The sequence below is a fragment of the Stenotrophomonas sp. YJH_SMC_64 genome (assembly GCF_059371375.1).
In genome coordinates, this window is the sequence record NZ_JCAFUN010000009.1 from 84,041 (window position 1) to 104,982 (window position 20,942).

Annotated in this window: 25 protein-coding genes and 1 pseudogene; 8 read left to right on the forward strand and 18 right to left on the reverse strand. The window is 66.0% G+C overall.

Features of this window, described 5'->3' with window-relative positions:
- Window positions 1-72: 72 nt before the first annotated feature.
- Window positions 73-321, forward strand: a complete 249-nt coding sequence (locus tag AC5P9L_RS11270) for a hypothetical protein (RefSeq protein ID WP_235646762.1) — start codon at window positions 73-75, stop codon at window positions 319-321.
- On the opposite strand, the gene AC5P9L_RS11275 is transcribed toward AC5P9L_RS11270, so the two are convergent.
- Entirely contained in the window at window positions 318-2,999 is a 2,682-nt protein-coding gene (locus AC5P9L_RS11275) for an excinuclease ABC subunit UvrA (protein WP_279915507.1), read from the reverse strand. The two genes, AC5P9L_RS11270 and AC5P9L_RS11275, sit on opposite strands and share 4 nt — an antisense overlap.
- Window positions 3,000-3,177: 178 nt before the next feature.
- On the opposite strand from AC5P9L_RS11275, the gene AC5P9L_RS11280 reads away from it, so the two are divergent.
- From AC5P9L_RS11280 to AC5P9L_RS11290, 3 genes are all read left to right on the forward strand, one after another.
- Window positions 3,178-3,456 (forward strand): hypothetical protein, encoded by a 279-nt coding sequence (locus AC5P9L_RS11280; RefSeq protein WP_069138524.1) that lies wholly within the window; start codon window positions 3,178-3,180, stop codon window positions 3,454-3,456.
- Between the two features lie 123 nt (window positions 3,457-3,579).
- Window positions 3,580-3,834 (forward strand): hypothetical protein, encoded by a 255-nt coding sequence (locus AC5P9L_RS11285; protein ID WP_279915508.1) that lies wholly within the window; start codon window positions 3,580-3,582, stop codon window positions 3,832-3,834.
- Window positions 3,831-4,253 (forward strand): low affinity iron permease family protein, encoded by a 423-nt coding sequence (locus tag AC5P9L_RS11290; RefSeq protein ID WP_111190977.1) that lies wholly within the window; start codon window positions 3,831-3,833, stop codon window positions 4,251-4,253. Before AC5P9L_RS11285 ends, AC5P9L_RS11290 begins: the two co-directional genes overlap by 4 nt.
- Window positions 4,254-4,280: 27 nt before the next feature.
- On the opposite strand, the gene AC5P9L_RS11295 is transcribed toward AC5P9L_RS11290, so the two are convergent.
- Window positions 4,281-5,774 (reverse strand): FAD-dependent oxidoreductase, encoded by a 1,494-nt coding sequence (locus AC5P9L_RS11295; RefSeq protein ID WP_279915509.1) that lies wholly within the window; start codon window positions 5,772-5,774, stop codon window positions 4,281-4,283.
- A gap of 222 nt (window positions 5,775-5,996) precedes the next feature.
- Here AC5P9L_RS11295 and AC5P9L_RS11300 point away from each other — a divergent pair, with 222 nt between their 5' ends.
- The gene (locus tag AC5P9L_RS11300) at window positions 5,997-6,227 is read left to right on the forward strand and encodes a hypothetical protein (RefSeq protein ID WP_279915510.1); all 231 of its coding nucleotides are present in this window, start codon (window positions 5,997-5,999) and stop codon (window positions 6,225-6,227) included.
- A 9-nt stretch (window positions 6,228-6,236) separates the two neighbouring features.
- Here AC5P9L_RS11300 and AC5P9L_RS11305 read toward each other — a convergent pair whose 3' ends face one another.
- The 3 genes and pseudogenes from AC5P9L_RS11305 to AC5P9L_RS11315 all read right to left on the reverse strand — a co-directional run bounded on the left by AC5P9L_RS11305 (window position 6,237) and on the right by AC5P9L_RS11315 (window position 9,563).
- Window positions 6,237-6,686: a BLUF domain-containing protein gene (locus AC5P9L_RS11305; protein WP_279915511.1), complete on the reverse strand. Its 450-nt coding sequence runs from the start codon at window positions 6,684-6,686 to the stop codon at window positions 6,237-6,239.
- A 138-nt stretch (window positions 6,687-6,824) separates the two neighbouring features.
- Window positions 6,825-9,373: pseudogene (gene ligD / locus AC5P9L_RS11310) on the reverse strand (DNA ligase D).
- A gap of 13 nt (window positions 9,374-9,386) precedes the next feature.
- Window positions 9,387-9,563, reverse strand: a complete 177-nt coding sequence (locus tag AC5P9L_RS11315; RefSeq protein WP_065426543.1) for a DUF3606 domain-containing protein — start codon at window positions 9,561-9,563, stop codon at window positions 9,387-9,389.
- A 248-nt stretch (window positions 9,564-9,811) separates the two neighbouring features.
- Here AC5P9L_RS11315 and AC5P9L_RS11320 point away from each other — a divergent pair, with 248 nt between their 5' ends.
- Entirely contained in the window at window positions 9,812-10,309 is a 498-nt protein-coding gene (locus tag AC5P9L_RS11320) for a YciE/YciF ferroxidase family protein (RefSeq protein WP_049441022.1), read from the forward strand.
- Window positions 10,310-10,347: 38 nt separating this feature from the next.
- Here AC5P9L_RS11320 and AC5P9L_RS11325 read toward each other — a convergent pair whose 3' ends face one another.
- From AC5P9L_RS11325 to AC5P9L_RS11335, 3 genes are read right to left on the reverse strand one after another with little or no spacing between them, the layout of a single operon-like run.
- The gene (locus AC5P9L_RS11325) at window positions 10,348-11,082 is read right to left on the reverse strand and encodes a DNA-formamidopyrimidine glycosylase family protein (protein WP_133050519.1); all 735 of its coding nucleotides are present in this window, start codon (window positions 11,080-11,082) and stop codon (window positions 10,348-10,350) included.
- The gene (locus AC5P9L_RS11330) at window positions 11,075-11,842 is read right to left on the reverse strand and encodes a DUF72 domain-containing protein (RefSeq protein ID WP_133050518.1); all 768 of its coding nucleotides are present in this window, start codon (window positions 11,840-11,842) and stop codon (window positions 11,075-11,077) included. The genes AC5P9L_RS11325 and AC5P9L_RS11330 overlap by 8 nt, the downstream gene beginning before the upstream one ends.
- On the reverse strand, window positions 11,839-12,306 hold the full coding sequence (locus AC5P9L_RS11335) for a BLUF domain-containing protein (RefSeq protein WP_227416048.1): 468 nt from the start codon (window positions 12,304-12,306) through the stop codon (window positions 11,839-11,841). Before AC5P9L_RS11335 ends, AC5P9L_RS11330 begins: the two co-directional genes overlap by 4 nt.
- Window positions 12,307-12,607: 301 nt before the next feature.
- Between AC5P9L_RS11335 and AC5P9L_RS11340 the strand changes: the two genes are divergently transcribed.
- Entirely contained in the window at window positions 12,608-12,931 is a 324-nt protein-coding gene (locus AC5P9L_RS11340; protein WP_005409695.1) for a KGG domain-containing protein, read from the forward strand.
- 121 nt (window positions 12,932-13,052) lie between these two features.
- On the opposite strand, the gene AC5P9L_RS11345 is transcribed toward AC5P9L_RS11340, so the two are convergent.
- The 3 genes from AC5P9L_RS11345 to AC5P9L_RS11355 form a co-directional block, all read right to left on the reverse strand.
- Window positions 13,053-13,961, reverse strand: coding sequence for a manganese catalase family protein (locus AC5P9L_RS11345; RefSeq protein ID WP_012480287.1), 909 nt, complete (start codon window positions 13,959-13,961; stop codon window positions 13,053-13,055).
- 37 nt (window positions 13,962-13,998) lie between these two features.
- Window positions 13,999-14,520 (reverse strand): ferritin-like domain-containing protein, encoded by a 522-nt coding sequence (locus AC5P9L_RS11350; RefSeq protein ID WP_012480288.1) that lies wholly within the window; start codon window positions 14,518-14,520, stop codon window positions 13,999-14,001.
- Between the two features lie 159 nt (window positions 14,521-14,679).
- Complete coding sequence (locus AC5P9L_RS11355) at window positions 14,680-14,970, reverse strand: hypothetical protein (protein ID WP_224119206.1); 291 nt, start codon at window positions 14,968-14,970, stop codon at window positions 14,680-14,682.
- 262 nt (window positions 14,971-15,232) lie between these two features.
- Here AC5P9L_RS11355 and AC5P9L_RS11360 point away from each other — a divergent pair, with 262 nt between their 5' ends.
- On the forward strand, window positions 15,233-15,625 hold the full coding sequence (locus AC5P9L_RS11360; protein ID WP_227416049.1) for a response regulator: 393 nt from the start codon (window positions 15,233-15,235) through the stop codon (window positions 15,623-15,625).
- Window positions 15,626-15,639: 14 nt separating this feature from the next.
- Here the strand turns inward: AC5P9L_RS11360 and AC5P9L_RS11365 are convergent, their stop codons facing one another.
- From AC5P9L_RS11365 to AC5P9L_RS11395, 7 genes are all read right to left on the reverse strand, one after another.
- The gene (locus AC5P9L_RS11365; protein ID WP_227416050.1) at window positions 15,640-15,969 is read right to left on the reverse strand and encodes a BLUF domain-containing protein; all 330 of its coding nucleotides are present in this window, start codon (window positions 15,967-15,969) and stop codon (window positions 15,640-15,642) included.
- Window positions 15,970-16,120: 151 nt separating this feature from the next.
- A complete protein-coding gene (locus tag AC5P9L_RS11370) occupies window positions 16,121-16,807 on the reverse strand; it encodes a glycosyltransferase family 2 protein (RefSeq protein ID WP_099531278.1) in 687 nt (228 codons plus the stop codon).
- Window positions 16,804-17,391, reverse strand: coding sequence for a class I SAM-dependent DNA methyltransferase (locus tag AC5P9L_RS11375; protein ID WP_049459500.1), 588 nt, complete (start codon window positions 17,389-17,391; stop codon window positions 16,804-16,806). Before AC5P9L_RS11375 ends, AC5P9L_RS11370 begins: the two co-directional genes overlap by 4 nt.
- Complete coding sequence (locus tag AC5P9L_RS11380; protein WP_088436492.1) at window positions 17,388-18,146, reverse strand: PIG-L deacetylase family protein; 759 nt, start codon at window positions 18,144-18,146, stop codon at window positions 17,388-17,390. The genes AC5P9L_RS11375 and AC5P9L_RS11380 overlap by 4 nt, the downstream gene beginning before the upstream one ends.
- Window positions 18,134-19,075 (reverse strand): acyl-CoA dehydrogenase, encoded by a 942-nt coding sequence (locus AC5P9L_RS11385; protein ID WP_099531281.1) that lies wholly within the window; start codon window positions 19,073-19,075, stop codon window positions 18,134-18,136. The genes AC5P9L_RS11380 and AC5P9L_RS11385 overlap by 13 nt, the downstream gene beginning before the upstream one ends.
- A gap of 105 nt (window positions 19,076-19,180) precedes the next feature.
- Window positions 19,181-19,684: a hypothetical protein gene (locus AC5P9L_RS11390; protein WP_099531282.1), complete on the reverse strand. Its 504-nt coding sequence runs from the start codon at window positions 19,682-19,684 to the stop codon at window positions 19,181-19,183.
- 10 nt (window positions 19,685-19,694) lie between these two features.
- Window positions 19,695-20,858 carry a zinc-dependent alcohol dehydrogenase gene (locus AC5P9L_RS11395; RefSeq protein ID WP_005409706.1) on the reverse strand — a complete coding sequence of 388 codons (1,164 nt, stop codon included), beginning with the start codon at window positions 20,856-20,858 and terminating at the stop codon, window positions 19,695-19,697.
- Between the last annotated feature and the right edge of the window lie 84 nt (window positions 20,859-20,942).

Genomic DNA, 20,942 nt, shown 5'->3' on the forward strand with positions numbered 1-20,942 from the left:
CAAGCGTGTACAGTGAGGTTTCGAACAGGGGTAGGCGCCGTGAGCCACGGAAGAAGCAAGCACGTTGTCGATGTGGAGCGCGAGCTGGCCCACTGGGAAACCGCGTTCAATCTGGGTGCGCTGCCCGCGATGAGTTTCCGGCACGAAGTGGCGCCGGTCATCCGGCTTGCCTGCGATATCTATGTGAGAGATCCGCACGGTACCCGGTCAGCCTGGATGGACGACCTGCAGTGCCGCCTTGCGAAACGATCAAGCCTGCGCGGCCACCCTGGCGCGGCAGAGATTGCCGATCGTTGCTGGACGCTGCTGTCCTGCGGCTAGGCGCCTCCTGCCGGACGATTCCGCTCGCGCACACCCTGCCCCAGCTCGGATGCCAGGAACGGTGCCGTCCTGCTGCCCTTGGCGCGGGCCACCTGATGCGGTGGCCCCGCTGCCACGATGGTGCCGCCCGCGCTGCCTGCGCCCGGGCCGACGTCGATCACCCAGTCGGCCTGTGCGACAGAACGCATGTCGTGCTCGATCATCACCACCGTGTTGCCTGCGTCCACCAGCCGCTGAAGCTGCACCAGCAGCCTGTCCGCGTCTGATGCATGCAGGCCGGTGGTGGGTTCGTCCAGCACGTACAGCGTGCGCCCGCGCTGGCTGCGCTGCAGCTCTGTGGCCAGCTTGATGCGTTGCGCCTCACCCCCTGAAAGCTCCGTGGCCGGCTGGCCCAGCCGCAGGTAGCCCAGGCCGATCTCCTGCAGCAACTGCAGCGGGCGGGCGATGGCCTCTTCTTCGGCGAAGAACGCATGGGCCTGGTCCACCGTCATCTGCAGGACCTCGGCAATGTTGCGGCCGTTCCACTGCACCTTCAGCGTGGCCTCGTTGTAGCGGGCGCCGTGACAGGTGGGGCACGGCGCATAGACGCTGGGCATGAACAGCAGTTCGACGCTGACGAAACCCTCGCCTTCGCAGGTCTCGCATCGCCCCTTGGCTACGTTGAACGAAAAGCGGCCCGCATCGAATCGGCGACGGCGCGCGTCGGGTGTCGCGGCGAACAGCTTGCGCACGTGGTCGAACAGGCCCGTGTAGGTAGCCAGGTTGGAGCGTGGCGTGCGGCCGATGGGCTTCTGGTCTACCTGCACCACGCGCTGGATGGCGTCCACGTCGCCGGCCAGCTGGCCCCGCGTTGCTTCGATTACGGTGGGTCCTTCGGCAGGTGCGCTGTCGGCGCCGTCGTCTGCCGTCTCATGCCCGAGGTGCAGCAGCATCAGCTCGGGCAGCGCCTGCGCCATCAGGCTGGATTTGCCCGATCCGGAAATGCCGGTCACTGCAGTCAGCAACCCCAACGGCACCTGCGCATCCACACCGTGCAGGTTGTGGCGGTGGATGCCTTTCAGCGTCAGCCAGCTGTTGGCACTGCGCTGCCGGCTGGCCGGCGCGGGCACCCGGTCGAACAGATACTGCGCCGTGCGCGAATCCTGAACGTTGCGCAGGCCGTCGGGCTCGCCACTGTAGAGAACGCGTCCGCCATGTTCCCCTGCCTGCGGGCCCACATCTACCAGCCACTGCGCGCGGCGCATCAGCTCCAGATCGTGTTCAACAACGAACACCGAGTTACCGCCGTCGCGCAGCCGTTCCAGCGCGTCGTACAGCGCCTGGCTGTCGGCCGGATGCAGGCCGGCCGACGGTTCGTCGAGCACGTACAGCACGCCGAACAGCAACGAGCTGAGCTGCGTGGCCAGGCGCAGGCGCTGCAGTTCGCCGGCCGACAGTGTGGGCGTGGCGCGGTCCAGTGAGAGATAGCCCAGGCCGAGCTCGCGAAGTTGTCGTACCCGCGCCATGACCCCACCGGCCAGCCGTTGTGCCGCCAGGCGCTTTTCCTCTGACAGGGCTGAGGTCAGACGCACGTCGGGGGCGCCTTCGTGGGTCGCGCGGCCACTTGCTGCCCGCTTGGCGCGATCGCGGGGCGTTGCACGCCTGCTGGTACGCGCGCCGTGGCTGTGTGCACTGAAATCGCCCTGCGCGATGGGCTCGAGCAAGGCCGCCAGCTGGTCCAGCGGCAGCCGCATGAACTCGCCGATGTCCACGCCGGCGAAGGTGACCGAAAGCGCTTCCGGCTTCAGGCGCTTTCCCTGGCAGGCGGGGCACAGGCGGCCTTCCATGTAGCGGGAAACACGCTTGCGCATCAGCGCGCTCTGGGTGTTGGCAAAGGTGTGCAGCACGTAGCGGCGTGCGCCGGTGTACGTGCCCATGTAGCTGGGCTCCAGCTTGCGCTTGAGCGCGGCGCGGGTCTCGGCCGGCGTGAAGCCGGCATAGACCGGCACCGTGGGCGTTTCCTCGGTGAACAGGATCCAGTCCCGGTCCTTCTTCGGCAGCTTCTTCCACGGCGCGTCGATGTCGTAGCCCAGCGTGACCAGGATGTCGCGCAGGTTCTGGCCATGCCAGGCCGGTGGCCAGGAGGCGATGGCGCGCTCGCGGATGCTCAACGACGGGTCCGGCACCATCAGCGCTTCGGTCACCTCGTAGACGTGCCCCAGGCCGTGGCAGGTGCTGCAGGCACCCTGTGGGGTGTTGGGCGAGAAGTCTTCGGCGTACAGCATGGGCTGGTGGGCCGGGTAGGCCCCTGCCCGCGAGTACATCATGCGCACCAGGCTGGACAACGTCGTCACGCTGCCCACCGATGAGCGCGCATTGCTGGCACCGCGTTGCTGCTGCAGGGCGACCGCCGGTGGCAGCCCGTCAATGGCATCCACGTCGGGCACGCCGGCCTGATCGATCAGGCGACGTGCGTAGGGCGCGACGGATTCGAAGTAGCGCCGCTGCGCCTCGGCGAAGACCGTGCCGAAGGCCAGCGAGGACTTGCCGGACCCCGACACGCCGGAGAACACCACCAGTGCATTGCGTGGAATGGAGACATCGACATTCTTCAGGTTGTGCTCGCGCGCACCGCGGACCTCGATGCAGCCGCTGGCTGCGGCAGCACATGACGATTCGCCAAAGGGGGTGTTGGACATCTCAGCATTCCTGCATTCGGTGGGCGGATCGCGCATGGTGCGCCCGAGCGGCCATTGTCACCGGTCCGGAGTGAATGGCGCGAGGGCGCCGGAGGCGGGATGCTGTCTTCACCTCTCGTTCGTACGGCGTTGCCCAGCCAAGGGCTAGCGTGGGGCTGTCCACACACCGGAGGCCCTCATGCACCCCGACATACTTGGCTGGGCCGCGACGGCGGTACTGATGGCAACCTTGATCCGGCAGATGGTGAAGCAGTGGCAGTCGCCCAACCCGGAAGCCGTGTCCAGGTGGCTGTTCGCAGGCCAGATGACCGCGTCTGCGCTGTTCACGGTGTACAGCGCGATGCTGGGCAGCGTGGTCTTCGTGGTGACAAATGCGATGCTGCTGTTGACGGCTGTGGTGGGCCAGGTGATGGCGTGGCGCCGCCGCGGCCGACGCCGGGCTCCCCCGCCCTGCTGATTGTTAGTGCGCGTTGCCTGAAGGTTTGACATCACGTTGCCCCGCCCTTGATGGGGCCGCTCACAACGCATTCCTATGCTGGGCCCACCACCTGCGAGGTGGTGATCAACCTGGAGATGCACCATGCAACGCGACCAGAAAGACCTTCCCCATCCGGACACGGAGGCGCAGCGCCCCGATCCTGTCAGTTCGCTGCAGGCAAAGCTGCACAACCACCGCAATCATGACGAAGCGCTGCAGGAGACCTTCCCCGCCAGCGACCCGATCTCTCCCTTCGTCGCTGCACCCACGCCGGACGAGCAGGCCAAGCGCCTTGGGGAGCGGGTGAGGTTGCCAGACCGTCGCACGGATGAGGAGGCCGCGGGAGGTGACGAGTGATCCGGCGCGGCTTCGCCCGTGTCGCGGCCGCGACGGCGCGATTGTCCGGCAGCCTGGGGGCATTCGTCGCAGCGCTGGGGGTGATCATCACCTGGGCTGCCAGCGGGCCGGCCTTCCACTTCAATGACACGTGGCAGCTGGTGGTGAATACGGGAACAACCATCGTGACCTTCCTGATGGTGTTCCTGATCCAGCATACGCAGAACGCCGATACCGCAGCGCTGCACATCAAACTGGATGAACTGATCCGTGTCAGCAAGGATGCCAACCAGGAGCTGTTGAACCTGGAGTCGATGGAGCCGGCGCATCTTGAAGAGATACGCCAGCGCTATGAGGCACTGGCGAAGACGGCTGCAGACATCAAGTCCAAGAAGGAACGCTGCATGCCCTGCGATGCGGACGCGACCGCCGAAGCCTGAGGTCGCTGCTCCGGCGGCTACCTGCGCCTATGCCTGTTCTGGTGTGAGGCCCTGCCTGGCAGGGCCTTCGAGCAGCGCTCCGGTTGCGGAAAAGCGGCTGCCGTGGCAGGGGCAATCCCATGTGCGCTCATGGCCATTCCATTGAACAACGCACTTCAGGTGCGGGCAGAGCGCCGACATCGTGTGCAGGCGCCCTCCCTCGTCGCGGTAGACCGCAGTTCGCTTTCCACCCACGTCCAGGAGCGCGCCACAGCCACGGGCCAGCTCGGTGGGTGAGTGCGACGGCACAGCAGCAAGGCGATCTCCCACCATGTGCCGCGCAACCGTGCCATTGGTACGGGCCCAGCCGGCCGCCGAGCGCAACGGTGTGAAGCGCATGGGGCTGAGCAGCTGCTCGATCTCGCTGGTCGTGCCGAGGATTCCCTCGGTAATCGCACGCGCGGCCACGCCCGCCCAGGTCAAGCCGTCCGGCCCATAGCCGGTAGCCACCCAAACATTGTCGTGCGCGCTGCTGCCGATGTAGGGCAAATGGTCGGCTGCACGGAACTGCTGCGCGGACCAGCACAGCGGCTCGCCCTGCACGGTGAAATTGCGATGCGCGTCGGCGACCAGATGCTGGGCTGGATCCATCGGCGGCGTTTCGCCGGTGCGGTGGGTCTCGCCGACCAGCACCAGCCAGTCACGGCCATCAGTACCGCGCACCCCGCGCAACGAGCGGTGCCGATCGGCAATCCAATGAATGCCTGCCGCGGGCGGCGTGGCAACCGGTACCGCCACGCCGTATTCGCGGTAGACCTCCATCTCGGCCTGCACCAGGTTGAAACCTGCTGGCGAATGGGTGGCCAACACGAAGTGCCTGGCGTGGATGCGGGCGCCGTCGGCCGTCGCAACGCCGGCGGATGCCTCGATGCTGTTGATCCGGGTCCAGTCGTGGATGCGCACTCGGCCCGCCAGATGTCGCGCCAGCTCAATGCAGAACGCCGCCGGATCCAATTGCGCCTGATCTGCAACGCGGAAGGCGTGGCCCAAGGTGAACGGCAGCCCGGACTGGTGGTGTTCGCATTGCAGGCCGACGCGCTGATAGGCCTGCAGCTCACGCTCGAATCGCGCAGTGACCTCGCGGGTGCGCTCCTGCATGCCGTACTGCATGGCCACGCGTTCGAAGCCACAGCGCAGATCGTAGCGGTGAACCAGTGTTTCGATGGACCGCAGCGCCTGCTGCCGCCACTGCACGATACGACTGGCCGTGTCACCGCCCCAACGCGCGATCAGGTCTGCCAGCCGGGAAACGGGCGCGTAAAGATTGCCCGTGGACATCACCGTATTGCGCCCGCCGATGGGCCCCGCATCGACCACCAGCACATCCAGGCCGCTATCGGCCAGGCGGGCCGCTGTCAGCAGGCCGGTCATGCCAGCACCAACCACCAGCACGTCCGCCTGCGTGGTTCCGGCAAGTGGACGGAAGCTGTTCGATTGGGCATCACGGGACCAGAGGCTGGCGCGCGGTAACGGGTCGGCCATGAATACACCCTTGCAGAGTCAGCTGGAAGCCTCCCGTGATACGCCGCCGGGGGTGAAACAGCAGTGGTGCAGCCGTGCAGGAAATGCTCACACGCATAGCAGCATCGATGCCGATCAAAGGCCGGTGAACATCGCGTGGGCGACGCGCCTGCGCCCGCTGTGCGGGCGACGACGCGTCCCTTGCAGTGCGGTCGCTAGCTTGACTGGAAGGAGGAGCCCGCTGTGAGCACGCACCTGGAGATCGACCTGATGATCGCGCAGCTGGACGAAATGCTGCCGGAATGGGCGGCGTTCTACCCCGAGCCGCAGTTCATCCGCATGCTCGCCGAGGCGCTGGACTTCATTGCTGCCAGTGCCGACTCGGATGCCCGGATGTATTGCGTGATGCGCACCGGGCACCTCAACGTGTGCAGCGGAGAGATCCCGTGGGCGGCGCGCTATGGAGGTCGTTGAGCCATCACGTCAGGCCGCGATGGCATAGGGTTCGACCAACCTGACCATGACGTCCATCGCCGTCTCAGCCTCGGCCTGGCCGTCGCTGTGCTGCACAAACCCCAGCCAGTCTGCGCAGGCCAGGCGTCTCATCACCGCCGGCTGCGTCGGGAGCCAGCGCATCGGCCAGAACGGGAGACGCCGATTGCCTACCCTGCCGCGCTGCAATTCGATCAGTCCCGTGTGGCTGGTAGCACCGAGCACCCGTGAGTACGCCACGCTCAAGCCGTCTTCGGGCCCCTCCATGTACTGCAGGAATCGGGCTCCATCGAACAGCAGCACCCCGGTCACGCCCGCATTACGGTTGAAGCGGGCGGCATCATCCACCAGATCATCCAGCTTCCCACTGCCAAGGCCCAGCGGATCACCCGCAACGGCTGGGCCCGCTTCACTGACGTATGCGACTGCCCGGATCGGCATCGGCTGCTCCTGTAGAGAATCCCCCCAGATTCCGCGCCCCAAGCATAGGCCAACTGCGTCGGACAATTGTTTCAACGCCGTGCATATTGTGAATCAGTCGGATTCGGGCCGACAGACGGTACCGGGCACGAGCGCAGGCTATGGGTCCGCCTGCGCCCACCGCGCGAGATTCTGTTCCACTTTCTCGATGCCGGCCCACGGGTCCTTGCGGCGCCGTTTGAGCTTTGGCGGCACATCCTTGATCGTGAATGCGTCGGCGCGCGTGAGTTTGGCCAAGTCACCCCATGCGATCGGCAGCGCCACCGGCGCTCCTGGCCTGGCCCGCAACGAGTAGGACGCGACCGCCGTTGCTCCGCGCCCGTTTCGCAGATAGTCAACGAAGATCCGCTTGTTGCGCAGGCTTTTGGTGGCTGTTGCCAGGAACCGCTGCGGCTCGGATTGCGCCAGCGCTTCGGCGAAACCCTTCGCAAAGCGCTTGGTCAGGTCCCAATCGCATCCCGGGTTGAGCGGCACGACCACGTGCAGGCCCTTTCCGCCGGATACACGCAGGAATGACTCCAGCTCCAGCTGCGCCAGCAGTTTGCGGATGTCGGTGGCCGCTTTCTTGACCTCGGCAAAGGGCACGTCCGGTCCTGGATCCAGATCGAACACCACCCGGTCGGCCTGCTCGGGCGCTTCGGCGTGGCTGCCCCACGGATGGAATTCCAATGCGTTGAACTGCACCAGTTCGAGCAGGCTGGCCGGGTCGCGCACGACCAGGTAATGGGCATTGATGCCGCTTTCTTCCTTCAGCCTTACCGCGTCGACCAGTTCCAGTCCGGCCGTATGGTGTTTCTGGAAGAAGCAGGGTTTTGCGGTGCCACTGGGGCATCGGATGATCGACAACGGGCGATCAATCACCTCGGGCAGGAGATGATCCATCACTGCTGTGTAGTAATCCCACACGTCCTGCTTGGTGTAACCGTCGCCGGGAAACAGGATCTTGCCCGGAGACGACAGCGACGGCGGCGCGCGATCGGCCACCGGTGCCTTCCTGGCCTTGCGCGCAGGTCGCGAGGCTGCCGGTGTGCGCGCCGCCGCCGGGGACGTTCCAGCGCGATCGGAATCGGCAAGGTCGGCGATATCCTTGTCGGCCCGCACCGCCTTCAACGACGCCTGGCGCAACAGCTGCTGCCCACCGATCCCGCGGTAGAAGACCTCGACCACGAAACGCGGCTCGAACCAGGTCGCAGCGCGCAGGTCGGTGTCCTGCGTGGGTACGTAGGCGGTCGGCTTGCGGCCGCCACCGCCCTTGATGCGCTTGCTGATGTCACCGATCAGTTCGTCCGAGAACCCAGACCCGACGCGGCCGGCGTAGAGCCAGCCATGCTTCGCATCCGGCCTGGCCAGCAGCAGCGAGCCGAAGCCGGTGCGGCTGCCTTTTGGAGCGGTATATCCGACCACCGCGAATTCGTCGCTGGCCAGTTGCTTGGTCTTGCGCCAATCCTCGCTGCGGCCGCTCTGGTAGCTGCGGTCGGCGCGCTTGGAGATGATGCCCTCGAAATGCTGCTCGCCGGCCACGCGATAGGCTTCATCGCCATCACCTTGAACGTGCGAACTGAACGCCAATGGGCGGCCCTGCCCTTCCAGCACGGACTGCAACAAGGCCTTGCGCTCCAGCAAGGGCGCATCAGCGACATCCACACCATCGAGATGCAGCAGATCGAACAGGGCATACGTCAGCACACCTTGGCGCTCGCCGGAGAGCGTGGCCTGCAGCAGGTTGAAGTCCTCCTTGGTGCCGGCGCCGGCGATGAGCTCGCCGTCCAGTGCGGCTGAAGTCAGGCCCAGTGCCGCCACCGCGTCACGTATCTCGGGGATCTTGCCGGTCCACTCCAGTGCATTCCGGGACCAAAGCTGCACTTTGCCCTCGGCGACCGTGGCAAGGATGCGGTACCCGTCCCATTTGATCTCATGGACCCACTGCTCGCCCTGGGGCGGCGCGTCTCCCAGCCTGGCCAACTGCGGTTCGAATGGACCGGACGGCGCTGCGGCCCTTCTTGCCTTGCTGAGCGCCAGGGCCTTCTTCGTCCAGTTCTTTGCCCGGGTGCGCCTGGCGGGTACAGTGGCGAGCCTCTTCTTTGAAGTCTTGCCGGCGCCCGACCGCTTCAGATCCTCCGGAGGGGTTCAGCGACATCCGCCAGCAGATCGTCCGCCTCGATATCGCCGGCAAATTCGTCGTCCTCCTTGAACAGCAGCCACTGCGGCTGGCGCGCCGGCTTCCCGGAGCGGACCAGATGCCATCCGCCCTTCAGTTTGGCGCCGAACAGCTCGAAGCGCAGATGTCCCTTGGCAAGCTGTGCTTCCGGGTCGCCCTGGGTGGCCCATACACCGTGGTCGAACTGGGCAACATGGCCACCGCCGTACTGGCCTTTGGGGATGTCGCCCTCGAAGCTCGCGTAGTCGACAGGATGATCCTCCACCTCCACCGCCATGCGCTTGACCTTCGGGTCGTAACTGGGCCCCTTGGGCACGGCCCAGCTCTTCAGCGCGTCCCCGACCTGCAGGCGGAAGTCGTAGTGCCTGCGGCTGGCATGGTGCAACTGCACCACGAAGATGGCGCGTTGGCCTTTCGGTAGCGCCTTGCCCGGCTCGGGCTCCTGGGTCTGGTCAAAACGACGCTTGCGGCGGTACTCGACCAGCGACATGGGCAACTCCGCGCTATTTTCCCAGATGCTTGCGGACCGCAACGGCGGTGGGGCCGACCGCCGCGACAGCGGCACGAAGTTCTGCGGCGGACACGCCCAGCGTCGCGGTCCAGTACTGCAGCTCGTAATCTTCGTTGACGTTGATACGATCCCGGTCCGGGCTGCCGGTGTTCTTCTTGTCATCGCTCATGGGAGTCTCCACGGGTGATCGGGCGTGAAGTGACCGTACCGGCCGGTGCATGGGTACGAAGCGATGCCATTGTGAAGCCATGGCGAAGACCTGGATGCATCGGCGCCAACAGACGTCGACAGATTCCGCATCGTGAAGACAGCGCGCAGAGTTCGGGTGGACGCTCCCATGCGGCCTTCACCTGGCCCCTGCCCGATCGAAACCGGGCAGGACCTACGCTGGGCACTCCACTCACTGCGGAGCCCAGTATGGCTATCAAGACGGCGGAAGACCTGTTCATCCACGAACTCTCGGACATCTACAGCGCCGAGAAGCAGCTGACCAAGGCCCTCCCACGCCTGGCCCGTGCGGCCGAGAACCCGGACCTGGCCATGGCGTTTGAGACGCACCTGGAAGAAACCCAGGGCCAGATCGAGCGCATCGACCAGGTGGTGGAGATCCTGGGCATTCGCCTGAAGCGCATCAAGTGTGCGGCGATGGAGGGCCTGGTGGAAGAAGGCAAGGAAGTGATCGACAGCATCGACAAGGGGCCGGTGCGGGATGCGGCCCTGATCGGCGGCGCGCAGAAGGTCGAGCACTACGAGATTGCGTCCTACGGCACCATCGCCGCGCTGGCCAAGCAGCTGGGCTACAAGGATGCCCTGCCGCTGCTGCTGGAGACGCTTGAGGAAGAGAAGGCCACCGACGAGAAGCTCACCCTGCTGGCCAAGGGCGGCGGCAATGCCAAGGCGGCCCAAGCCGCCTGATCGACGCGCCCCGAAGCCGGCCGCCATGGACGGCGGCCTCAGGGTTCGTACAGCACCTGGTCGTTCGGGCAGAAGAACGTGCGCCGCCGGGTGGTGCCCATGTAGAGCTTGCTGATCGGGCCACCGCACACGGGACAGACCTTCTTCGTGTGCACCTGCCAATGCTTCTTCAGCTCAAAGCGGCGCTTCCATTCCAGGAAATCGAAGCTGTAGGCGCGGGCCTGCGTGATCAGCGCGGTGAGCCTGCGCGGTGGCAGGTCGCCCAGCCGCGTGGCGGGGTGCAAGCCTATACGGAACAGCACCTCGTTCTTGATGATGTTGCCCACGCCGGCAAAGACCGTCTGGTCCAGAAGCGCATCGCAAACCATGACGTCCGGCATTGCCTTCAGCTTGCGCCGGGCCAGCTTCGGATCCCATGCATCGTTCATCACGTCCGCGCGCCAGTCGTAGACCTCGTCCAACGGCTCGTCGATCAGCCGCACGGAACACGCATAGAAGTTCAGCTCGCCATTGTCGAACCGCAGGGATACACGCGGCGGGGTTGGCTTCCGTTCGTCGATGCGCCAGCTGCCGAACATCATCAGATGGATGCGCAGTGTGTGGCGGCTGAATTCCAGCAGGAAGTGCTTGCCCCAACTGCGGACCGCCTTGACCCTTCTGCCCTGCAGCGGCGACAGGTCGACCCGGCTGTTCCCGGAGACGGCGCGGACCACGCGCCCCTTGAAGTGGCTCGCTGCTTCGCGCAGCAGGACGATCGAAGGGCCTTCAGGCATGTTCCTTCTCCTGCAGCAGCGCCTGCAGGTGCAGGGCGTTGCCGGTGGCGTGACCCAGTGCGGTGTTGTCCAGTACGAACCAGGCGGGTCGTTTCACGTCGGCCTCGGCCAGCAGCTGCCGCGCAAGGTGGGCAAGGGTGGGTTCGTCGTAGGCACTGCGATAGATCTGTGGCTGGCCGTGCCAGCGCCAGTAGCTCCACGCGCGGTCACCGCCGGGCGTCGCTGCCGCCGGCACACGTGCCGGATCCGCGGCAACCCGTGCCACGCCATGCGCGCTCAGAAGCGCATCCACTTCCGGCGTGAACCAACTCGGGTGGCGCGGCTCGCACGCCACATCGGCCTGGGTACGCGCGCGCAGGCCCCGCAGGAATGCTATGGCCGTGGCCGTGTCGTACACCAGGCTCGGCGGCAACTGCAGCAGTAACGGCCCGAGCTTTTCACCCAGCTCCAGCACGCCTTCAAGGAACCGCTCGAGCGGTTGCATTGCGTCGCGCAGCCGACGCTCATGGCTGATCTCTCGCGGCAGTTTCACCGCGAACCGGAAGCCCTCCGGCACGCTCGCCGCCCATCGCGCATAGGTCCTGGCCTGGTGCGGTCGATAGAAGGATGAGTTGATCTCCACCATCGGCAGGCGTGTGGCGTAGCGCTGCAGCGCGGTGTCGCCCGCCCCGAACGCTTCCTGATCCGCGCGCGGCAGCGACCAGCCCGCACAGCCGACACGCAGTGGAGCGGATGCACGCGGGGCGGCCGCCGCCGTCATCGTACCAGCTGCCCGTACGGTTCCAGGGTCTCTCCCGCACCTGCATCCGTCTGCAACTGCGAGACCGACAGCAGACGATCCAGTGCGCTGGCGCCCGACTCCAGCGCCGACGCGCTGCGCACGAAGCCGGTCCAGTCGGATATGGCAATCTTCCCCAGCGCGAGCTCATCCACCCGCACGCTGCGCATCCGCCAGTGCGGAAACTGCCGGCGCCCCACCCTGCCCCGGTTCAGTTCGACGATCCCACTGTGGCTGCCGGCCGCGAGAATGCGCGCGTAAGCCGCATTGATCCCGGCCTCCGGGCCCTCCAGATACTGCAGGAAGCGCGAGCCGTCGAACAGCAATGTACCGGTGACATCGACGGATTCGTTGAACTGCACCGCTTCGGCCACAAGCCGTTGCAGCCGGTCTTCGGTCAGGCTTCGGGAAGCTTCACTCACATAGGCAATCGCACGAAAAGGCATGGCACCACCGGTTGTTGCAGACAGCTCTACCTTAGCGACGCGGGTCGTATGTGCAGTGAGGCCGGCGTAGAGGCTGCGTCGAGTTGAGGCGCGGGCCCGCCGCATTGCTTTGACACGTGATCGAGCGCGGCGGGCGCGCCTGCGGCGCACACGCGCGTGCACCACGTTTCGTGGAGACCGGATGAGGAATCGTGGGCTTCCGGATGACGCCACGTTGGCGGTCATGCCACCGCGGTCTAGCGCCGGATCTGGAAGATGGTCCCTGCCGCCAGTCGGGCGGCTCAACCCAGGGAGACTTTCCATGGCCAACCAGAACCAGAACCAGGGCAACAGCAACCGCGGTTTCGCTTCGATGGACGAGGACAAGCAGCGCGAGATCGCCGCCAAGGGTGGACGTGCCGCGCACGAATCAGGCAACGCCCATGAATTCAGCTCGGAAGAAGCACGTGAAGCCGGCCGCAAGGGCGGCGAAGCGGTGAGCCAGGATCGCCAGCACATGGCGGACATCGGCCGCGAAGGCGGCCAGAACAGCCGCGGGGGTGGAAACCAGGGCGGTAACCAGGGCGGCGGGCAGCAACAGCAGGAACGCGGCGGCGGCAACAACCGCGGCGGCCAGCAGCGCTGATCGCGCCTGAAGCCAGATGCACCTCTTCGTGGGCGGACGTGATGTCCGCCCACTTTCGTACGCCTTGACGCTGATCAAGGGCTTCGCCACTGGGGCGCCACAGATGGGCGCCCCAGCCCTTTCATGGCTCGCGTGGTGGCAGGTCCAGTGCTCCCGCGCCCGGGCCGGCCCCCAGCTCGGCCCCGGTGGTCGGCCGCGCTTCCGGGTCGGAGAGTGTACGCAGGGCCATGGCCTGCACCGCCGCTTGTTCGCGCGCGTCCAGGTCCACCGTGCCGCCGCCGTCGCCACCATCCACAGCGGTCTGTGCCTCGCGGTCGCTGACCCGCTCCCATAGCTCGCCGCTGTTCCAGCTGCCCTGCAGGTCGTCGGCGCCGTCGCCCTGCGACATGTCCATGTACAGATCGGTGAACGCAGGGTCCCCCGGCAGCTTGCCCGGCGGGAAGTTGGGCTGGATGCTGTGCAGCGCCTTCTCGAATGACTTCATGTGCGCGATCTCGCGCGTCATCAGGAAACGCAGCGCGTCCTTGATGCCGGGGTCATCGGTGACGTTGATCAGGCGCTCATACACCAGCTTGGCGCGCGCTTCCGCAGCGATGTTCGAGCGCAGATCGGCGGTAGGTTCCCCGATCGAGTCGATGTAGGCCGCTGTCCACGGCACCCCGCTGGAATTGACCAGTGCCGGCCCGCCACCGTACAGGATCTGCTCGGTATGGCTGGTGCTGTTCTGCCCCAGCAGCCGCATATCCTCGGCCTCGGCAAGCCCTTCGGACTGAATGGCCTTCGGCCCGCGGTTGAGCATGGCGATGATGGTGCCGATGATCTCCAGATGGCTGATCTCTTCGGTGGCGATATCCATCAGCAGGTCCTTGCGGCCCGGATCGCATTCGCCAAGTCCCTGGGTGAAGTAACGCATGGCGGCAGCAAGCTCGCCCTGCGGGCCGCCGAACTGTTCAAGCATGAGGCTGGCGAGTTGCGGGTTGGATTCGCGCACGCGCACGGTGTACATCAGCTTCTTGTGATGAAAGAACATGGGGTTTCTCCAATGGCTGGCTGTGCTGGCTTCGGGGTCAGCGCTTGGCTTGCGCGCCCGGCGTTTCGTCGCGATTGAGGAACGCACCGACCAGGCCGTCCTGGTGGTCTTCCAGCCAGCGCGCCATGGCGATCTCTTCCTGCAGGATCTGGCCACAGACCGCGGCGATGTCCGGCGCTGCGGCACGCTCGGCAGCAATCACCAGCGCCCGGTAGGTGGCGATCTCGGTGTTTTCGAAGCCGAACGAGAGCCCCACGCTCTTGACCACCTCGTCTTCCATCAGGCTTGTGCCGGCCGCATGGAGAGCCGCAGTCATGCTGGCGAACAGTCCCTTGGCGGTCGGCACGCTTCCTCCAAGCGCTTCAATGCACTGGCGCAGCGAGGCGGCCTGCCCCTGCGTCTCCTGGACGTGCTGGGCGACCCGTGCAGCGAGGTGGGGATAGTTCTGGATCCGCGAAGCCATGGCCTTCATCATGGTCTCCGCCTCCTGCTCCATGGCGTAGGCGTCCTGCAGCCACTTCAACAGGCGCTCGCTTCGGGCGTTGTTCTGGTCTGCCATTTCGTTCTCCGGTGCGGGGCGACATGCCTCCGGAGGCCATGGTGGAGCGCCGGCAATCACTGCCCTGTCGGCCGGTGTGAGCCGTTGAAGGTGGGCGCTGCACGCAGTGGTGATGCGGCGATAACATCCGCAGCCCTGTGTTTCACCCAGGAGGTGCTCTCAGGTCGCCAGTGCGCTGGATACGCCCACGCCGGCTGCAGGTCGCTCGCGCCTGGCGTTCGAGGCGCACGCGCCGCCCGCCGCCATCACGGCCTGCATTACCCGATGTTGAGCACGATGCCCGCCACCATCCACGCCCACGACGTAGACGAAGCGCCCATCGAACTTGGCCTGTGCGCCTTCCATGGCGTCGTCGGCCAGCAGTGCTCGCTTCAGCGACTTCATCCAGGCCCGTTCAGGCGCCCGGTCCAGCTCCACGACGATGGCGGCACCGCCGCAGTCGAGTGGCATGCACTCGACACGCAGTACGCCTGGAGCGACAGAATCGGTTCCGGATAGCGGCATGACAGAATCTCCGATGCGGGGGACGGCGGCAGTATCCACAGCGCGTGCCAAGACGCCGTCAACGAAATCCAGGGCACCTTCCACACCTCCTCCACCCGGTTGGCGGCGCGCTCGGGGGAGGCTTCGCGCCGGGCTGACAATGCACACGCATGGCGTTGATGCAGCACAGCACAGACTGCAGTTCCCAGGACAACACAGGCGTGCACGTATGGAATCCGGAATGAGCCAGCGCAGATGCAACCTGCTGCTGGTGGAAGACCAGCTCGACCTGGCTGCGCTGATGGAACAGGCGCTGGAGGACGCAGGCGACCAGGTGACGCATGCCTACAGCGTGTTCGATGCGCTGGGGCTGCTGGACAACCAGCGATTCGACGGCGCCGTGCTCGATGTCGAGCTTCGCGACGGCGTGGTCTTCCCGGTGGCTGATCGCCTGACGGAACTCGGCATTCCGTTCCTGTTCGTATCCGCGGTCTATGACCAGTTGGTGCCGCAGCGTCACCGTCGCGCCGCTTTCGTGGCCAAACCGTTCCACGTCGGCGAGTTGCAGGAGACGGTTCGGCGCGTCATGGGGGATGTCTGCGTGCAACCGCCGGCGCATTGATTGCCATGGGGTGGTCACCCCAGGTGCGGGGCCACCACCAGGCTCAGCTGGCGCAGCCCGCCGCCACGGGAGAGCCCATCCCAGTTGCTGCGCGCCACGCTGCGGATCTCGGAGGCATCGACCCACAGCAGCCGCATCGAGATGCGGCTGTACACCACGTTGATGCTGTCTTCCGGTCCCTCGATGTACTGGAGGAAACGGAGCCCGTCGTAAAGAAGTACACCCGTAACGCCGGCTTCGAAGTTGAAGCGGGCGGCGGCCCTGGCGAGGTCATCCACATGGTCCATGGAAAGCCCCGATGTCGCCTCACTTGCGTAGGCGACTGCACGGAGGGGCACGTTCATTCCTTCTGACGCAGGAAATTTCCTGCTCGTCCATCATCGCTTCGCGGAGGTAGGCAGGGATGAGGGCCTTCGTGGCCCGCGCTGTCCCAACGCTCTCCTCAACCGCACGCTCCGATAACACGGGGCGCTTGCGTGACGGAGTGGCTGCCCCTCAGGTGATCAGGGCCGATGCTTCCGCGCGAGAGCGCTCGCCATCCAGCGCCGCCAGATAAGCGGAGAATCCGCCTGTAGCGCGCCCCTGCAGACGCGCACTTGTCATCACCACGGGAGCGCCGGCCCATCGCACCACCGCACCGCAGCGTTGCAGCGCTCTGACAAGCGCCACGTCTTCACTGCAGTGCAGGGGAGCAAAGCCGCCCACGGCCCGATAGGAACAGGCAGAGACGCCGAGGTTGGCACCGTGGATGCGCCCATGATCGTCGCCCCACTGCTGTCTTGCCTGGAATGCCCTGCGCAGGCGCCGTTCACCCTGGCAGGACGTCGCTATGTCCACCAGTCCGCAGAAAGCGTCACAACTGCCCTGAACCTGTGCGGCCAGCCACTCGGGAGGCACCTCGCTGTCAGCGTCCGTGCTTGCCAGCCACCTGGCGCCCCGCCCCAGCAGTTCAGCAGCGGCTGCGGCCCGGGCGACACCGACGCAGCGTGCATCCAGCTGTACGCTGCCGACCTGGTGTTGGCGGCAGATGGTGCCCGTTGCATCCGTACACGCATCCAGCGCGACCATCACCTCCACTGCTTCGCCGCCGAGGCCCGGGTGAAGGGCCGCCACCCGGATGGATTGCAGGCACCGCGCGATACTGTCCGCCTCGTTGTGGGCGGGTATCAGGACGCCTATCACCGCAGGCCCTCGTTCCGGGCCAATGACAAGGGGCCCCGTGTCCATCCCTGAAGCACGAAGTCCGCATCGCGGTAGTGGAAGGCTTCCTGCAGGCCTTCCCCCAGGCATCGATGCACCACCTCGGTCCGGCTCGCGCGTCCGTGGAACGAGGGCAACCAATGGCAGGCGACCAGCAGGCCGTCATCGCGAAGTGCTTCATCAATGCCACCGCGCAGCTCGCGCAGTGCGCCTGCCCCCAGGTAGTAGCCCATTTCGCCGCAGACGATCAGGTCGAAGCGTCCTGGCGGCCATTGCTCGGGATGGCTGGCGCAATGAACCTGCACGTGCGGCAGATGGGCCAGGTTGCGGCGCGCCTGGAACGCCGCACGTGGGCTGATGTCGGTTGCCAGCAGGCGTTCGCAACGTGCGGCCAGCGCCTCGGTCAGTACGCCGTTGGAACACCCCAGTTCCCAGCCGCGAGCGAACTGGCGCTGGCTGAGGCTTGCCAGCAGCAGCGCACGCTTGCGCTCTTCATACCACCGGCTGCGGTAGCCGAACGGGTCCTCCTGCTCATGCAGGTCATCGAAGTACGGCTGCGCGCTCATGCAAGGAATACCTCGTAGTTTCGGAAGAATCGGGCGAGTACATGTGCGGGCAGCACCGGCGGGCTGTTCAGGCCCGCCACGTCGCCCGTCTGCGTACGGAAATGCGCGATCGCGTTTCGCTTTGCGGACGCCACGGCTGAAATGTCGACCAGCTTCGGAACCTCCCACGCCATATGTGCGCAGGCAGGGTCAAGCCAGTGCCAGCCCCACACCGGGTACTCCAGCCGGTGGCAACCGACCGCCCGCGCGGCGCGGCAGGCAGCGCGCCCTGCCGCTTCGTGATCGGGGTGACCATCAAACCGCCATGGCGCCAGCACCAGGTCGCGCGGTTGCAGATACTGCTGCAGCCAACCTTCCAGCCCCCGCTCATGCGCGCTGACCGCGCCGTCGGCGATACCCAGATGGAAGATGGAGCCGACCGGAATGCCGAGTTCGCCCAATGCCGCGGCAAGCTCCGCTCGGCGCGCTGATCGCAGGCGTTCGGGCGTCCACCACGGCTCGCCCGGGTAGCATGCTTCGCCGTCGGTCACGGCAACGACACTGACGTCGATACCCTGCCCCACAGCGTGATGCAGCAGCCCGCCACAGCCGAGGATTTCGTCGTCCGGATGCGGCGCGACCACCACCATGCGGTCATGCCCGCTGCAGAGTGCGGTTGCCGATGTGGTCGGTTGCTGCCAGAGCCAATCGCAGTGCAGCCAGGCCTGCTCCTGGGTTCCTTCCCCTTGCAGGGGTGTCCTGGCTACAGCGCCCATGTTGCCTCCTGTGCTGCACGCTGCTCGCCCAGCCATTCCCAATCGCGATCGGCGTGGCTCTGGCGAAGGAACACGGTCAGGTCCGCGCAGCGCCGGGCATGGGCGTCCTCCAGGCACATCGGGCCCGGGCCCAGCGCGCGACCCGCCAGGTCCAGCACACGCGTTGCCGCGCGCTCAACGACACAGCGCACGCGCAATACATCTTCGCGATGGGCCAGTTCAGGCGCCGCGTCGATGTGCGCCGCCAGTTCGCGAAGCAGCGCGGCTGCCGGAGCCAGGGCGAGGTCCACTTCACCCAGCAGCCGCGCGCGATTCCCCTCGGTGCAGGCCGGGCGCATGCGCTCGGCCAATGCAGCCGCTGCACCAAACCAGACCGCCGCGATGCCTGCCCCGCCGTGCCAGAAGCCCGGGCGCTGCAGGTAGTCATCGCGCGCCCCCAGGATCACCATCGGTGCGCCGTCAAAGCGCACCGTGGTGGAAGGGATTGCGGCCATGCCCACGGCAGGCCATGGCTCGCCCGCAAGTGTGTGCCAGTGTTCCGCCGCCACCTGGCATAGCCACACGCCCTGCGGGTTGCGAACCGTTACCAGTGCCGCATCCACCCATGCGCTGCCGGAACACCAGGGTTTGTCACCGTACAGCCCACCGCCGGCATCGATGCGAACGGTGTTGGCCGGACCCTCTGCAGCCCATACCGCCAGCAACGTGTCTTCAGCAGGGATGGGCGCCCTCAACTCGGCAGCAATCGCCTGGGCGTCATAGTGGGCCTCCAGTACCTTGGCCAGGCAAAGATCCTCTGCCCCCCAGGCTGCCAGCGCCTGCCAACGCTGCAGCGTCTGGCCGCCACCGGGCAAAGGCAATTCCGGTTGCTGCACCAGCACCTGGCGTGCGCGATTGAACAGCGAAGAGGATGACGTCACATCCTGCATGGGTGGCAGACCTGCAATGGAGATACGCCATGAACGTAGGCGGCAGGCGGTCACATGTCTGTCTTGATGGCGTGGCGGGCACATGAATGCCCGGTACCATGATCCTCACGGCCCCGTCTGCGTGCGCTGTCTTGCACGCCCGCACTGCCGCAGTTCCCAGAGCCATGGCAGCACCACCAGGCCCAGCGCCGGCAGCAGGGTGAGCCACCAGACGTCCGGTGCTGCAGGCTTCACTTCGAGCGACCACCGCGGGTGGGCCTGCCAGCCCACCCAGGCCAGCAGGACCCACGGCGCGGCATCCAGCACGCTGTGCACATGTTGTTCCGCCGGGCTGATGCGTCGACGGCCGTCCGCGCTGACGGTATCGAGATAGCCGGCGACCGCGTGTGCGATGACCAGACCTGCCAGAAGCGCGACCAGCGACAATGTGTTCTCCAGCAGGAGCCAGGCAAGCACGCCGCTGCCGATCAGCAGCAGCTGCACCCCATGCAGCAGGCTTTCGCGCATCGCGGAAGTGTGCGGAAGATCGGTGCGCCGGTGAAAATGGAAATCCAGCGATCCGGCAGCCAGCCACAGGGCGTAGACACAGGCGATGACAATCGCGCTCATGGCGGCACGCTCAGGGTGTCAGTACGATCTTGCGGCAGTCATCGTCCTTGGCATCAAACATTGCATAGCCTTGAGCTGCATCGGCCAGGCGCATCCGGTGCGAGATGATGTCACCCGGGTGCAGCTTTCCTTCCATGATTGCGTCGAGCAGTTCCGGCATCAGTCCCTGCACGTGCGTCTGCCCCATCTTGAACGTCAGCCCCTTGTCGAACGCATCACCCAGCAGAAAACCATGGATGAAGCCAGCGTAGACCCCCGGGATGCTGACCACGCCGCCGCGGCGTGCTGCCGCGATGCACTGCCGGATCGCCACGCCGCTGCTGCCCTCCAGCTTCACGGCAGTCAATGCTGACTCCAGCGCACTGCCCTCGGCCTCGAAGCCCACCGCCTCGATGCAGGCGTCCACGCCCCGCCCGCTGGTCTGGGCAAGGATGTAGTCCGCCGGGTCTTCGATCTCCTTGAAGTCGATGGGCGTCACACCGTAGGTACGGCGCGCATAATCCAGACGGTAACGAAGATGGTCGACCATGAAGATGGTCTCTGCGCCCAGCAGGCGGCAGCAGGCCGCGCTCATCAGCCCCACCGGGCCCGCACCGAAGATGGCCACCGTCGAGCCCGCCTTCACCCCTGCGTTCAGCGCAGCCTGGTAGCCGGTGGGGAGAATGTCGGACAGGAACAGCACCTGCTCATCCGCAATGCCTTCCGGAATGCGCAGCGGGCCTACATTCGCCTTCGGTACGCGCACGAATTCGGCCTGGCCCCCGGCCACGCCGCCATACAGATGGCTGTAGCCGAACAGTGCGGCCGGAGGCAGCATGCCCTTCTGATTCAGTGCGGCGCCCTTGCCGGTATTGGTGGTTTCGCAAGCGGCATACTCGGCCAGGCGGCAATGGAAGCACTCTCCACAGGCGATCACGAAAGGGATCACCACACGATCGCCCGGCTGCACCTGGGTCACGCCGCTGCCGACCTCTTCCACCACGCCCATGAACTCGTGGCCGAGCACATCGCCATCGTGCAGATCCGGAATCTTGCCGCGATACAGGTGCAGGTCCGATCCACAGATGGCGGTGGCAGTTACCCTCAGGATCAGATCATCCTCGGCCGCCAGTACCGGGTCCGGTACGGTCTCGACTCGCACATCCTTGCGGCCGTGATAGGTCAATGCCTGCATCGTGCTTCTCCAGGAGCTCGGGACGCCAGCATCGCAAGGCCGCCATCCCGCTTCGGTGACATCCCGGTGTGCACGGCGTTCATT

Coding starts and splice junctions, on each gene's coding strand:
- AC5P9L_RS11375 (WP_049459500.1), bottom strand. CDS start 17,391: ATGAGCGCGCAGCCGTACTTCGATGACCTGCATGAGCAGGAGGACCCG.
- AC5P9L_RS11365 (WP_227416050.1), bottom strand. CDS start 15,969: ATGAACGTGCCCCTCCGTGCAGTCGCCTACGCAAGTGAGGCGACATCG.
- AC5P9L_RS11355 (WP_224119206.1), bottom strand. CDS start 14,970: ATGCCACTCGACTGCGGCGGTGCCGCCATCGTCGTGGAGCTGGACCGG.
- AC5P9L_RS11285 (WP_279915508.1), top strand. CDS start 3,580: ATGCAACGCGACCAGAAAGACCTTCCCCATCCGGACACGGAGGCGCAG.
- AC5P9L_RS11330 (WP_133050518.1), bottom strand. CDS start 11,842: ATGACGGCGGCGGCCGCCCCGCGTGCATCCGCTCCACTGCGTGTCGGC.
- AC5P9L_RS11360 (WP_227416049.1), top strand. CDS start 15,233: ATGGAATCCGGAATGAGCCAGCGCAGATGCAACCTGCTGCTGGTGGAA.
- AC5P9L_RS11315 (WP_065426543.1), bottom strand. CDS start 9,563: ATGAGCGATGACAAGAAGAACACCGGCAGCCCGGACCGGGATCGTATC.
- AC5P9L_RS11325 (WP_133050519.1), bottom strand. CDS start 11,082: ATGCCTGAAGGCCCTTCGATCGTCCTGCTGCGCGAAGCAGCGAGCCAC.
- AC5P9L_RS11390 (WP_099531282.1), bottom strand. CDS start 19,684: ATGAGCGCGATTGTCATCGCCTGTGTCTACGCCCTGTGGCTGGCTGCC.
- AC5P9L_RS11275 (WP_279915507.1), bottom strand. CDS start 2,999: ATGTCCAACACCCCCTTTGGCGAATCGTCATGTGCTGCCGCAGCCAGC.
- AC5P9L_RS11280 (WP_069138524.1), top strand. CDS start 3,178: ATGCACCCCGACATACTTGGCTGGGCCGCGACGGCGGTACTGATGGCA.
- AC5P9L_RS11305 (WP_279915511.1), bottom strand. CDS start 6,686: ATGCCGATCCGGGCAGTCGCATACGTCAGTGAAGCGGGCCCAGCCGTT.
- AC5P9L_RS11350 (WP_012480288.1), bottom strand. CDS start 14,520: ATGGCAGACCAGAACAACGCCCGAAGCGAGCGCCTGTTGAAGTGGCTG.
- AC5P9L_RS11320 (WP_049441022.1), top strand. CDS start 9,812: ATGGCTATCAAGACGGCGGAAGACCTGTTCATCCACGAACTCTCGGAC.
- AC5P9L_RS11295 (WP_279915509.1), bottom strand. CDS start 5,774: ATGGCCGACCCGTTACCGCGCGCCAGCCTCTGGTCCCGTGATGCCCAA.
- AC5P9L_RS11395 (WP_005409706.1), bottom strand. CDS start 20,858: ATGCAGGCATTGACCTATCACGGCCGCAAGGATGTGCGAGTCGAGACC.
- AC5P9L_RS11335 (WP_227416048.1), bottom strand. CDS start 12,306: ATGCCTTTTCGTGCGATTGCCTATGTGAGTGAAGCTTCCCGAAGCCTG.
- AC5P9L_RS11340 (WP_005409695.1), top strand. CDS start 12,608: ATGGCCAACCAGAACCAGAACCAGGGCAACAGCAACCGCGGTTTCGCT.
- AC5P9L_RS11385 (WP_099531281.1), bottom strand. CDS start 19,075: ATGCAGGATGTGACGTCATCCTCTTCGCTGTTCAATCGCGCACGCCAG.
- AC5P9L_RS11380 (WP_088436492.1), bottom strand. CDS start 18,146: ATGGGCGCTGTAGCCAGGACACCCCTGCAAGGGGAAGGAACCCAGGAG.
- AC5P9L_RS11345 (WP_012480287.1), bottom strand. CDS start 13,961: ATGTTCTTTCATCACAAGAAGCTGATGTACACCGTGCGCGTGCGCGAA.